Here is an 11988-nt window from a genome sequence, read left to right as displayed (position 1 = left end):
CTCAACGGCTCTCCACCAGACGCCCATCACAGAACACCCGCAGGTGGCGATCCATCACGCGCAGCTCGATGTCATCGCCGACCGTCCCACGCCAGTCGTCGAGCCGCGCCCGAAACCGGGTGCCGCCGCTGTCCAGCTCGAGGACCTGATCCAGCCCCTCGAACCAGACCCGCTCCACGCGGGCCCTCACGCGATGCCCTTCGCCACCGAGGTTGACATGCTCGGGGCGGAAGGCGATTTTCAGATCATCACTGCCCGCCATGGCCGGCGTCATCGGTACCTGCAGGTGACCATCCAGCACGCCCAGCGCATCGGCTCGCCTCACCGCGGGGAGGAAGTTCATCGCCGGTGAACCGATGAAGTAGCCGACATGCTCGGTGCGCGGATTATCAAACAGGGTCTGCGGATCGCCCTGCTGCACGATCTCGCCATGGTTCATCACAATGATGCTGCGCGCGAAGGTCAGCGCCTCGTTCTGGTCGTGGGTGACCAGGACCATGGTGATGTTGAAGGCCTGATTGACGGCCTTGAGCTTGCGGCGCAGCTCGAACTTAAGCTGCGGATCGATGACCGTGAGCGGCTCATCGAGCAGCAATGCACTGACATCGTCACGCACCAGCCCCCGCCCCAACGAGACGAGCTGCTTCTGATCGGCGGTGAGCGCCACCGCCGGGCGGTTGAGCACATGCTCCAGCCCCAGCAGCTCAGCCACATCGCTCACCCGCCGATCAATCTCCGCGCGTTGACGACGCCGGCAGACCAGTGGAAACGCCAGGTTCTGGCGCACCGTCATGGACCGATAGATGACCGGCACCTGAAAGACCTGTGCGATGTTGCGGGCCGCTGTGCCGCGCCGGGTGACATCCTCACCGTCGAACAGCACCCGGCCGTGGCTGGGCTGGATCAGGCCGGAGATGATGTTGAGCATGGTGCTCTTGCCGCAGCCCGAGGGGCCAAGCAGCGCGTAGGTCTCGCCATTGCGCCAGGTCATATCGAGCGGTTTGAGTGCGTACTCCGGCGACGCCGCCGCCGGGTCGTAGGAATGCGCAAGGGATTCGAGGTGAATATCCGCCATGGGTGTTACTGCCTTGAGTCCGCGCGCCGACCGGGGTGCGCGACATGCACGCGCCGGCCATTGCGATCGAATACGAATACCGTCGAGAGGCGCGGCCGGATGTGGATCTGACTGCCCACCGGGTGATTGACCACCGCCCGCTCGTGCAGCACCAGATGACAACCGGCCATGTCCAGATGGGTGACAGTCTCCGAGCCGCTGACCTCGGTGAGCGTCACCACCGCCGGGCGGCCTTCGGGCGCCAGCGCCAGATCGCTGGCGCGCAGGCCCAGATAGTACTGTCCCGGGGACAGCCCCTGATCCCCCAGCAGCCCGAGGCGTTCGACACCGAACAGGGTTTCGAGGGAGAACCAGCCCAGGCTTTCCACCTCCGCGGCGTCGCTATCCAGGGTCATTGATAGGATATTGACCGGTGGGTCGTTGACGACCCGCGCGGCGCCCACGCTTGCCGGCGCGTCAAAGACGGCGCGGGGCGGGCCCTCCTGGACGACCCGCCCCTCTTCCATGACCAGCAGCCGGGCGCTCATCTGCAGCGCCTCGGACGGCTCGGTACTGGCATAGATCACGATGGTCGAGCGTCGCCCCTCGAGCAGCTCGACCAGATCCTCACGCATCTGCTCGCGCAGCTTGTAGTCAAGGTTGACCAGCGGCTCGTCGAGCAACAGCACCGGGGCATCCTTGGTCAGCGCCCGGGCGATGGCGACCCGCTGCTGCTGCCCGCCGGACAGCGCACCCGGACGGCGGTCCGCCATGGCCGCAAGCCCCACCCGCTCGATGGTCTGCCAGGCCCGCTCACGCGCGGGCGCGGCGGCGACACCGGCACGACGCAGCGGGAACGCCACGTTGTCGAGCACCGATAGATGCGGGTAGTTGATGAACTGCTGATAGACCATGGCCACCGGGCGGCGCCAGGGGGCCAGACCGTCCCAGCGCCTCCCGCCATGCTCGATGTGCCCCGCATCCAGCGTCTCGAGACCGGCAATGGCCCGTATCAGGCTGGTCTTGCCGGCCCCCGTGCGCCCCAGCAGGGTGTAGAGCGCGCCCGGTTCAAGATGCAGCGAGATGTCATCCAGCCAGGTCTCGTCCCTGACGCTTAAGTTGATGTTCTGCAACGTCAATGCCGACATGGGACTACCTCACAGCACCGGCCAGGCCGCCCCGCGAGAGGAAACGCTCGACCACGAAGGCCAAGAGGATCAGCGGAGCGACGGAGATGAGAGCGGACGCCGACAGCGACCACCACGGCGTGACCGACGAGTTGAGCGCGACGATCGCCACCGGCAGCAGCTGGGTGTCGGTGAACGTGAGCGTGAAGGCGAAAAAGAAGTCATTCCAGCCAAAGATCAGGCAGAACATGCCGGCGACGATCAGCCCCGGTACGGAATTGGGCAGGATCACCCGATAGAACGTCGTCAGCGGCGTACAGCCGTCCAGCCATGCCATCTCATCGAGCTGGCGCGGCACGTTGTTGAAAAAATCCACCATCACCCAGACCGCGATGGGCAGCAGCAGCGCGATGTACACCAGAATCAGCCCGGCCAGCGTATCCAGCAGGCCCAGCTGGCGCAGCAGCAGAAAGAACGGAATCGCCAGGACGATCGGCGGCATGATCCGCTGCGAGATGAAAAAGAAGGTGATATCGGCATTGCGGATGAAGCCGGCCCGGAAGGTGAACCGCGACAGGCCGTAGGCGGCGAGCGTGCCCAGGACAATGCTGATCAATGACGCCGAACCGGTGACGATGATGCTGTTCAGATACGGTCCGCTGATATCCGTGCCGCCCGAGCCGCCAAACAGCGACTGCCAGCCCTGCAGGCTCGGCTTGTACTGCAGCCAGGGGATCCAGGTCGCGCCGCCGGTCACGCCGTTGGCGGTCTTGAACGAGGTCGTCACCGCCCAGAGAAACGGGAACAGGACAAAACACGACCACAACAGGATCGCGAGGTACTTGATCGCCAGATAGAGGGTTTTCATGTTCGATCCTTCACGAAGAGCCTCACGAGCACCTTGGCGATGATCGTCAGGCTGATGATCATGATCACCAGATAGGTCACTGACAGCGCCGACGCGTACCCCAGCTGAAAGTCGCGCAACCCGCGGATGTAGATGTAGTAGGTGGAGGTCTCGGTCGCGGTGCCCGGCCCGCCCGAGGTCATGACATACACCGATTCCATGATCTTCGAGGCCTCGATCAGCCGGATCAGGATGGCCGCGATGGAGATGCCCGCCATGGCCGGGAAGGTCACGGCAAAAAATGTCCGGATCGGGCCCGCACCATCGATCCTGGCCGCCAGATACGGCTCGCGCGGCAACGACACCAAACCCGCCAGCAGCAACAGGAACATGAACGGCGTCCACTGCCAGATCTCGACCATCATCACGCTGGCGAATGCCAGCGCCGGCTCGGACAGCCAGGGCACGCCCTGCAGCCCCAGCGCCTGGAGCAGGCCATTGAGTGGGCCGATGCTTTCATGGAACACGGTGCGCCAGATCACCGACATGACCACTGGCGTTGTCATCATCGGCACCAGAAACAGCACCCGGAAAAACCGCCGTGCCTTCAGATCGCCCCAGACCAGCAGGGCCAGGCCAAAACCGAGGACGTACTGGATCAGCACCGTCCCCACCGCCATGACCATCAGGCGTCCCAGCGCACCCCAGTAGCGCGCGTCCTCGAGCAGCCGGCCATAGTTGCCACCGGCGATCCAGTCCAGCTCGGGCTGGAAGACGTCCCAGCTGGAAAAACTGACCCGGATGGTGAACAGCAGCGGAAAGATGATGATCGCCACCAGCACCAGCAGACCGGGCAGGAGAAAAAGATGTTTCTGTCGGTACATGGGCCCCCGCTCCGCACGTCGAAACCGTCATCGACTCGGTCAGAAGGGGCGGCCCGACCGCGCCGGACCGCCCCTGGAATGACGAGCTAGCGCGCGTCCTCGATCTCGACCACGTTGGCGTAGGCCTCGCGGACACGGTCCTTGCCGATCCGATCGACAATCCGCGACCACTCCTCGGCAACTCCATCCAGCGCCGCCTGCGGCGTCGCCTGACCGGCGACCGCCTCGGCCACACCGGCCGCGAGTGAGGTCATGAACTGGCCGACACCCGGGACACGCAGGTCGAAGACCCGATTATCGTAGCTGTCGATGCGCTCGAGCGTTTCCACATACTGCTCGGCCATGTCCCGATCCCAGCCCAGATCGTCCGCCCAGAAGTCGGCGTCGAAGTGACCGGCGCGGTAGGGATTGACGCCGAATCGGCCGATCTGCAGATCGTGACGGGTATTGGCCTCATTGGAGAAAAAGCACAGATAGTCGAACGCCATGTCCTTGTTCTCACTCGACTGCGCCACGGCGCTGGTCCAGCCCCAGGTGATGTAGGCCGCGCGGTTGGGTTCCTCGAAGGTGTCCCACTCGCCGGTCTCACGGTTCCACACCTCGCGGGCGCCCGGCAGCATCTGCGTGCGGACGTCGTTACGGATGGGGCTGTCGGCCTGCTGCGCCTGGATGAGTGCGTCATCCCAGCTGTAGCTCATCAGCGTCTCGCCACCGCCAAACGAGAAGATCTCGTCACCCAGGCCAAAGTTGGTGCCGCCCGGGGGGAATGCGTCCTGCGCCTCGACAAACAGCTCAAGCCCGCGGACCCAGCCCGGGTTGTTGATGAGCGGCTCCATGGTCTCGAGATCAAAGAAGAACCCGCCGCCGACATCGGGATGCTTGGCGTACGGCGCCGCACGGCTGATGAACGCCGAGAACATCAGATCGTCACGCTTGACCACCTCGGCCGAGCCATAATTGGGATCGCCGTCGCCATCCCAGTCCCAGCCGGTGAACACGCGCGCGACTTCGTTGTACTCCTCCCAGGTCTCGGGCACGGTCAGCTCACGGCCGGTCTCCTCGAGAAACCGCGCCTGCATGTCCGGATCACTGAAGATATCCTCGCGATATTTCAGGTAATGGCGGTCACCATCCATGATGTACTGCTTCATCTCACCGCCCCACATCCCCACATCGCGAGTGGTGTCGGTGAGGCCCTGCATGCCCGCCGTGGACTGGTACTCCTCGGGCACATTGGCCAGATAGGGGTTGTAGTCACCCAGCCAGAGCGAGGCGTAGAACAGCACGTCATAGGCGTCCTGCCCGGTCTGGAACGGGATCATGATGCGCTGGAACAGGTCCCCGAACGGCACATGCACCACTTCGACGTCGGCGCCGGTCAGCTCCGAGAACTGCTCGGCGTGGAGTTTGGTGGGCTCACCGATGACCGGAATCGCATGGGTGATCACGGTCAATTCGCGACCGCTGTAGTCCTTGGCATCAATGGACTCGTAGCTGCACATCCCGGGGACGTCCTGCTCGATGCCGAACCGGGTGTAGTCCTCGGCCGACGCCATGCCGGCCGCAAGCCCCAGTGCCGACGCCGCGGTCAGGACCTTGGCTGAACGCAACAGTTTTTCACTGTGCATGATTCTCTCCTCTTTTCTCTCTTTTTTTAGACTGCTCCGCGATCAGAGCATGACTTCGCCACCGTTGGGCGAGATGCAGGTGCCGTGGAAAAAGCTGCCGTCATCCGAGGCGAGCAGCAGCGCCGAGGGCGCGATCTCCTCGACCTCGCCGAACCGGCCGATCGGAATCGCCGCTTTCAGGCCGTCGAGGACCTCCTGCGCGAGCGGTGTCAGCAGGTCGGTGTGGGTGACCCCGGGGGCGACCGCATTGACCCGCACGCCGGTGTCGGCGCACTCCAGTGCCAAGGCCCGGGTGAACGTCATGTTCGCGCCCTTGGCCGAGCAGTAATGGGTCAGGGCCGGGGCGCCCTTGTAGGCGAGCTGCGAAGTCACGTTAATGATCCGCCCTTCGCCGCGGGGCTTCATGTCGCGATAGACCGCCTGAGTCATGAAGTAGGTGCCCTTCACATGCACCGACCACATGCGGTCGAAGCTCGCCTCGCTGATGTCCTCAAACGGCTCGGTGATGTTGTGACCGGCGTTATTGACCAGGATGTCGATCTGGCCCAGCGCGTTCTTGGCATCGGCATAGAACGCCTGCACGTTGGCGGGCTGGCTGACATCACACTCGGCGGAGTAGACCCGACGCCCCATCGCCTCGATCTCGTGGGCGGTCTCGCTGGCGCGCTCCGCATCGTTGTAATGGCAGAACGCCACATCCGCACCATGCTCGGCGAAAAGCGTGGCGATGCCCTTGCCGATGCCCCTTGAGCCACCGGTGATCAAGGCGCGCTTGCCCGCTAGTTTCTGTGCACTCATTGTCGATCTCCTCCTGTTTTTGTCGCGATCGACATCATCAATACAGGAGCCTGGGACGCAATTGCAAGTACCTGATTATAAACGTTTTTTGTGTCCAAAAACTGAACACTTCAAAGCGACTGTCCAATCTCTGGACACTCCTGTGCGTTCCGGTCGCGATGACTTGATCGCCCCCGTAAAGCGGGGTAATTTCAAAGCCGTTACGCCAGAACCCCATGGCCTTTGCGTTCACTAAAAATCGGGGTCGGCGCGAGGAGGACAATGTGGCTATTCAGTCGCGGGAGATCTCGAGGGCCCGGCAATGCCTCGAGCGGCGGGGGCGTGTCTCCACCGCGTCGCTGCCGCCGGATATCGCCGAGAGCTGGCAGCGTTGCGTTGACCTTGGACTCGATCCCCTGGGCCCGGCCCGCCTCGCGGACCTTGATGCCGACGCACTGCGCGATGCCTGCGAATCCCACGACGACCTCATCCGCTTTGCGCGGCCCGAGATCGAGCTGCTCTACGACCAGATCGCCGGGTCCAACTTCATGATTGCGCTGGGCAGCTCGGATGGTCTGATTCTGCAGACACTGGTGGACCATCAGTTCGCCGACAACGCCGCCGCCCATACGGTGGTGCCCGGATCGGACTGGACCGAGGTGGTGCGCGGCACCAACGCCCTCGGTATCGCGCTCAAGACCGGCCGGCCCGCGCACGTCTATGGGGAGGAACACTACCTGCGTGCCAACGCCGGGGTCTCGTGCATCTGCACGCCGATCTTTGACGGGCGCGGCGCCATCGCCGGGCTGCTTGACGCCTCCACCACGGCCGCCCACCGCCAGGAGCACACCGCCGCGCTGCTGCAGATGTCCGCCGGCAATATTGAGAACTGCCTGATCCGCTCGCGCTGCGAGGATCAACTGATCCTGCTGTTCCATCCCCGCCCGGAATATCTGGACACCCTGAGCGTCGGGGTACTGGTGCTGGACCGGGACTACCGCATCGTCGCGTTCAATCGCCGCGGCGGTATTTTTCTGGCTGGGCTGAGCGATCTGATCGGCCGGTCATTCTCAGCGGTCTTCGAGGAACCCCTCGAGAGCCTGGCCAGCCGCCTGGGCCGCGGCGAGACGGTCCGGGTGCGCGACCGCTTCGGCTCCGCCGCCTCGATGCGCTGCCTGTCAAACCGCGCCAGTTTCGCCCTGTCCGCCCGGGCGGTCCCCGTGGCGACCCGGCCTGTCACCGATGACGGCGCCGCGCAGGCGGCGACCCCCGCACTGATCCTCGAGGACCCGGTCCTCGCCGAGCGCGTCACGGGATTGCCCCAGGCCGCTCACCGTGGCCTTTGCATCAGCATTGACGGCGAGACCGGCACCGGCAAGACCGCCCTCGCCGGCTTCATCCACGCGAGCACCGGCCGCCAGGGCGCCTGGCACTGCCTGCGCCCCGGCGACTCGCCCGAGGCGATCACCCCCGCGATGCTCGAAGGCGGCACCCTGTGCATCGACGCCCCCGGCGAATTCGATTCCACCACCCAGGCGGCCCTGCTGCGACTGGTCGAGCGGCTGCAGGACAACGATGTGCTGCTCATCAGTACTGGACTGGAGGGCCCCGCCCATGAAGCCAGCCAGGGACGACTGCGCACCGATCTGGCCTATCGACTGGCCGGCTTTCGCGTCGCCGTGCCGCCACTGCGCGAGCGCGATGACCTGGATGAACTGATCGAACACTGCCTGGCGGAGATCCAGCCCGATCTGCGCCTTACCGCCGCCGCCCTGAAAGCGCTGCAGGGGCATCACTGGCCGGGCAACCTCCATGAACTCAGATCCCAGCTGCAGCATGCCAGCGTGCGGACGGCAGGATTTGAACTGGTCATCGAAGATTTTCCCGATCTCGCCACCGCCGTGGACTCGCCGGTTACCGCCGGCCGGATCGCCGAGGCGTTGCTGCAGCTCACCGACAATGGATTGAAGTGGCGCGATGTCCACGGCCAGACCATCGCCCTGATGGTCGAACAGTGCGAGGGCAACGTCGCGGATGCGGCCCGGCGTCTGGGCCTGTCCCGCACCACCGTCTACAAATACCTGCAATAGCCACCGGAGTGCGCCTGAATGCCCGCCCCCCATCATCTGACCGCCACGCCGGATACCGTTGCCTGGGGCTATCTGGACGCCGCCCGCCCAGCGGTCCTGCATGTCCAATCGGGCGACGAGGTCGTCATCGACACCCTCTCGGGTGAGCCCGAAAACCTGCCCGCCGACCCGGCGCGCGTCCTGCCCGATCACCGCGCGGTGCTCGAGGCGCAGCGAAAGGAGCGGGGTGAAGGCGTGCATCACCTCACCGGCCCGATCCACGTCGACGGCGCGCGACCCGGGGATTGCCTGCAGATCGACATCCTCGCGGCCACCCCCCGCCAGGACTGGGGCTTCTGCGAGATCCTGCCCCTCAAGGGGATCCTGCCGGCCGAGTTCACCGACTATCAGCAGATACTGATCGACATCGACCGCGTTCGGAATCAGGCCACCCTGCCGTGGGGACAGTCGATCGCGCTCGACCCGTTCTTTGGCATTATGGCCGTCGCGCCACCGCCGGAGTGGGGGCGCCTCGCCTCGCCCGTGCCCTGGGCCTTTGGCGGCAACATCGATAACCGGGCGCTGGTTCCGGGGACGACGCTCTATCTGCCGGTATTCAACGACGGCGCGCTGTTCAGCGTCGGCGATGGGCATGGCCGCCAGGGCGACGGCGAGGTCTGCATCGATGCGCTGGAGACCGCACTGCAGGGACGCTTCCGCCTGACGGTCCGCCGCGACATCCCTGAATCCGCACCCTTCGCAGAGACCCCCAGCCATTGGATCAGCATGGGCCTGCATCCCAGCCTCGATCAGGCGGCGGAGCAGGCGGTCCGGCAGATGGTGCAGCTACTGACCGCACGGACCGGGCTCGATCGCAGTCAGGCTTACATGATGGCCAGCATGCTGGGCGACCTACGCATCACCCAGGTGGTCGACGGCAACAAAGGCGTCCACATGCTCTATCCAAAAGATGCCACGCAGGCCCCCTGAAGCGCTGCGACACGATCCGCCAGTCGGTTGACGAAACCATGCAGCGCATCCCGATAGCCCGTCCGGCCGGAGGGCTTGTTGGGGTCCGAGGTGATCACCACCGTCATGGCCAGCTCGGGAATCACATAGAGCATCTGCCCGCCATAGCCCCAGCCGTAGTAGCCGGGATAGCCGGCGAACGAGCGGATGAACCAGCCGTAGCCGTACCCATCGTTGGTCCAGCGTGAGCGACCGCGCACCTGCCAGCTTGCCCTCACCCAGCCCTCGGGGAGCAGCCGCTCGCCGTCGGCGGTGACGCCACCGCGCCGATAGAGCTCCCCCAGTGACAGCAGCGCCGCCGGCCGCATGGCCACCTGATTGCCACCCAGTGCGACGCCCTGCGGGTCGGTGATCCAGTCGGTCACCTGGACACCCGCCGGGGCGAGCCAGCGGTTGGCGAGCGCGTACGCCGAGGCACCGGTACGCCGCTGGAGAATGGCCGACAACAAATGGGTGTTGCCGGTGGAGTAGCGCATCTCGCCGCCTGGCTCGCCTTTCATGGGCTGGTCGAGGACGGCCTTCACCCAGTGGTCACTGGCCACCCAGGCCCCATAATGCTCGCCGGAGGTGCGCTCCAGCCCCGCCTGCATGGACAACAGATGTTCAAGCGTGAGGTGGCCGAGGGGCTCGGGCGCCTGGGCCGGCATCGCCTCCGGCAACGTGTCGGCGACCCGTTCGTCCACGCCGCGGATCACGCCCTGCTGGATCGCCGCGCCGACCAGCGCCGCCATCAGGGTCTTGGACGCCGACTTGACATTGGTGGCCGCCTGCGGCGATGCCCCACGAAAACCTCGGCCAACCACCGGCTCACCCGCCACCGCTACATGCAGCGTGCGTAGCGTCTTGAACCGGTCAGCCGACGCCGCCAGCGCGCTCAGGCCGCTGTCTTCGATGCGACAGTCGGCGGCGCCGATGGCCGGGATGAGCAGCACCGCCACGAGCAGTGCCAGCAGATTACGACGGCGGTTGAGCCCCATCACCCGACAATAGCAGACAACGCAGATGGAACGCGGCTCAACTTCTGCGCCACCGCACTGTCTCAGCCGCGGATACCTTAACGCGCGACCACACTGGGGACTCGGCATGATCACTCTTCTCGACGGCGGTATGGGACAGGAACTGCGCAAGCGCAGTCAGAAGCGGGCCTCGGCACTGTGGTCGGCCCAGGTCATGATGGACGAGCCCGCGCTTGTCACCGCCGCCCACCGCGATTACATCGATGCCGGGGCGGACATCATCATCACCAATAACTATGCCGCAACGCCCCTGCGTCTTGCCCGGGACGGTGACCCGACATGGTTCGAGCCCTTGCATCAAGCCGCCCTTGACGCGGCGCATCGGGCGCGGCGTGACAGCGGTCGGGCGGTGCGCATCGCCGGCTGCCTGCCGCCCCTCGTGGCGAGCTACCATGCGGACGTCGTCCCGGATGACGCCACCTGCCGGCGCGATTACGAGCGCCTCGCCGCGACCCAGGCGCAGGGCGTGGACCTTTTCATCGCCGAGACCATGACACTGACCCGCGAGGCCGTAGCGGCCACGCGCGCCGCCAAGGCGCACGGCCATGCCGTCTGGGTCGCCTTTACGGTGGATGACGCGGACGGCGGCAAGCTTCGATCCGGTGAGCGACTGGCCGACGCCGCGCAGGCGGTGGTCGCCGAGGGGGCGGAAGCCGTTCTGGTCAATTGCTCGGCACCCGAGGCACTGACGCGGGCCATGGCCGACCTCGCCGGTCACGATGTGCCGTTTGGTGGTTATGCCAATGGCTTTGAGGCGGCCGCCGAGCTCAGGCCCGGCGGCACGGTTGAGTCATTGGCCGCCCGCGAGGGCCTGACACCCGAAGCCTACGCCCGGCATGTCCAGCAGTGGATTGCTGCGGGCGCCACGCTGGTGGGCGGATGCTGCGAGATCGGCCCGGCCCATATTCAGCGGATCGATGCCCTGCGCCGGGGATTCCGCACCCCGGATGACTGATCACGCGTGGCTCATTGATTTTACGCCTCGCTCACGGGCTCCAGCGTTCCGTGAGCGACGTTATAAACAAATCCACTGATGGCCTGGCCATTGGGCAGGTAGGGGACGGCCTTCAACCGGCGGATCGACTGGCGAACATCGGCATAGGGGTCGTCGAATGCGTCGAGCGCGAACGCCGGCCGATGGCCCGTCTCCTTTTCGATATCGGCTTTGACCGCATCATCCTTGAAGGTCAGCATGCCGCAGTCGGTGTGGTGGATCAGGACGATTTCCGTGGTCCCCAGCAGGCGCTGCGAAATAAGCAACGAGCGCACCACATCGTCGGTGACGACGCCGCCGGCATTACGGATGACGTGCGCCTCGCCGAGACCAAGACCCAACAGGCGATAGACATCCAGCCGGGCATCCATGCAGGCCACCACGGCCACCTGACGCGCGGGGGGCATGGGCAGGTCGCCCTGCGTGAACTGGCTGGCGTACTGCCGGTTGGCGTCAATAAACTCGTCGGCTCGACTCATGGTGATCTGCTCCTAATAGTTTGGAGCTGGAGCGTATCAGCCAGCGTGTCAGGCCAGTAATACCGAGTATTCATGGGCTTATTC

Annotated in this window: 11 protein-coding genes; 3 read left to right on the top strand and 8 right to left on the bottom strand. The window is 65.2% G+C overall.

All coding sequences use genetic code 11. The features are described from left to right. Window position 1 precedes the first annotated feature (1 nt). The 6 genes from BA899_RS03810 to BA899_RS03785 form a co-directional block, all read right to left on the bottom strand. Window positions 2-1075 (bottom strand): ABC transporter ATP-binding protein, encoded by a 1074-nt coding sequence (locus tag BA899_RS03810; protein WP_148121890.1) that lies wholly within the window; start codon window positions 1073-1075, stop codon window positions 2-4. 5 nt (window positions 1076-1080) lie between these two features. Further along, the gene (locus BA899_RS03805; protein WP_110883345.1) at window positions 1081-2202 is read right to left on the bottom strand and encodes an ABC transporter ATP-binding protein; all 1122 of its coding nucleotides are present in this window, start codon (window positions 2200-2202) and stop codon (window positions 1081-1083) included. A 4-nt stretch (window positions 2203-2206) separates the two neighbouring features. Continuing rightward, a complete protein-coding gene (locus BA899_RS03800; protein WP_110883346.1) occupies window positions 2207-3049 on the bottom strand; it encodes a carbohydrate ABC transporter permease in 843 nt (280 codons plus the stop codon). Further along, window positions 3046-3912: a carbohydrate ABC transporter permease gene (locus tag BA899_RS03795; RefSeq protein ID WP_144347555.1), complete on the bottom strand. Its 867-nt coding sequence runs from the start codon at window positions 3910-3912 to the stop codon at window positions 3046-3048. The genes BA899_RS03800 and BA899_RS03795 overlap by 4 nt, the downstream gene beginning before the upstream one ends. Before the next feature lie 86 nt (window positions 3913-3998). Then, window positions 3999-5540 (bottom strand): ABC transporter substrate-binding protein, encoded by a 1542-nt coding sequence (locus BA899_RS03790; protein WP_159299782.1) that lies wholly within the window; start codon window positions 5538-5540, stop codon window positions 3999-4001. Window positions 5541-5582: 42 nt separating this feature from the next. Further along, window positions 5583-6338, bottom strand: coding sequence for an SDR family NAD(P)-dependent oxidoreductase (locus tag BA899_RS03785; RefSeq protein WP_144347557.1), 756 nt, complete (start codon window positions 6336-6338; stop codon window positions 5583-5585). 263 nt (window positions 6339-6601) lie between these two features. Between BA899_RS03785 and BA899_RS03780 the strand changes: the two genes are divergently transcribed. Further along, entirely contained in the window at window positions 6602-8407 is a 1806-nt protein-coding gene (locus BA899_RS03780; RefSeq protein WP_159299781.1) for a sigma-54-dependent Fis family transcriptional regulator, read from the top strand. 18 nt (window positions 8408-8425) lie between these two features. Next, window positions 8426-9376: an acetamidase/formamidase family protein gene (locus tag BA899_RS03775; protein WP_159299780.1), complete on the top strand. Its 951-nt coding sequence runs from the start codon at window positions 8426-8428 to the stop codon at window positions 9374-9376. On the opposite strand, the gene BA899_RS03770 is transcribed toward BA899_RS03775, so the two are convergent. Next, window positions 9346-10392, bottom strand: coding sequence for a serine hydrolase (locus BA899_RS03770; RefSeq protein ID WP_159299779.1), 1047 nt, complete (start codon window positions 10390-10392; stop codon window positions 9346-9348). The two genes, BA899_RS03775 and BA899_RS03770, sit on opposite strands and share 31 nt — an antisense overlap. Before the next feature lie 106 nt (window positions 10393-10498). Here BA899_RS03770 and BA899_RS03765 point away from each other — a divergent pair, with 106 nt between their 5' ends. After that, window positions 10499-11386, top strand: a complete 888-nt coding sequence (locus tag BA899_RS03765) for a homocysteine S-methyltransferase family protein (RefSeq protein WP_159299778.1) — start codon at window positions 10499-10501, stop codon at window positions 11384-11386. Window positions 11387-11406: 20 nt separating this feature from the next. Here the strand turns inward: BA899_RS03765 and BA899_RS03760 are convergent, their stop codons facing one another. Continuing rightward, window positions 11407-11904 (bottom strand): carbonic anhydrase, encoded by a 498-nt coding sequence (locus tag BA899_RS03760; RefSeq protein ID WP_159299777.1) that lies wholly within the window; start codon window positions 11902-11904, stop codon window positions 11407-11409. Between the last annotated feature and the right edge of the window lie 84 nt (window positions 11905-11988).

Source organism: Spiribacter sp. SSL99 (assembly GCF_009805925.1).
GTDB classification, from domain to species: domain Bacteria; phylum Pseudomonadota; class Gammaproteobacteria; order Nitrococcales; family Nitrococcaceae; genus Spiribacter; species Spiribacter roseus.
This window is presented reverse-complemented; position numbering and strand designations above follow the sequence as displayed.

What these genes read in the sequence shown, in the direction of transcription:
- BA899_RS03810 (WP_148121890.1), bottom strand. Translation starts at nt 1,075, where the DNA reads ATGGCGGATATTCACCTCGAATCCCTTGCGCATTCCTACGACCCGGCG.
- BA899_RS03805 (WP_110883345.1), bottom strand. Translation starts at nt 2,202, where the DNA reads ATGTCGGCATTGACGTTGCAGAACATCAACTTAAGCGTCAGGGACGAG.
- BA899_RS03800 (WP_110883346.1), bottom strand. Translation starts at nt 3,049, where the DNA reads ATGAAAACCCTCTATCTGGCGATCAAGTACCTCGCGATCCTGTTGTGG.
- BA899_RS03795 (WP_144347555.1), bottom strand. Translation starts at nt 3,912, where the DNA reads ATGTACCGACAGAAACATCTTTTTCTCCTGCCCGGTCTGCTGGTGCTG.
- BA899_RS03790 (WP_159299782.1), bottom strand. Translation starts at nt 5,540, where the DNA reads ATGCACAGTGAAAAACTGTTGCGTTCAGCCAAGGTCCTGACCGCGGCG.
- BA899_RS03785 (WP_144347557.1), bottom strand. Translation starts at nt 6,338, where the DNA reads ATGAGTGCACAGAAACTAGCGGGCAAGCGCGCCTTGATCACCGGTGGC.
- BA899_RS03775 (WP_159299780.1), top strand. Translation starts at nt 8,426, where the DNA reads ATGCCCGCCCCCCATCATCTGACCGCCACGCCGGATACCGTTGCCTGG.
- BA899_RS03770 (WP_159299779.1), bottom strand. Translation starts at nt 10,392, where the DNA reads ATGGGGCTCAACCGCCGTCGTAATCTGCTGGCACTGCTCGTGGCGGTG.
- BA899_RS03765 (WP_159299778.1), top strand. Translation starts at nt 10,499, where the DNA reads ATGATCACTCTTCTCGACGGCGGTATGGGACAGGAACTGCGCAAGCGC.
- BA899_RS03760 (WP_159299777.1), bottom strand. Translation starts at nt 11,904, where the DNA reads ATGAGTCGAGCCGACGAGTTTATTGACGCCAACCGGCAGTACGCCAGC.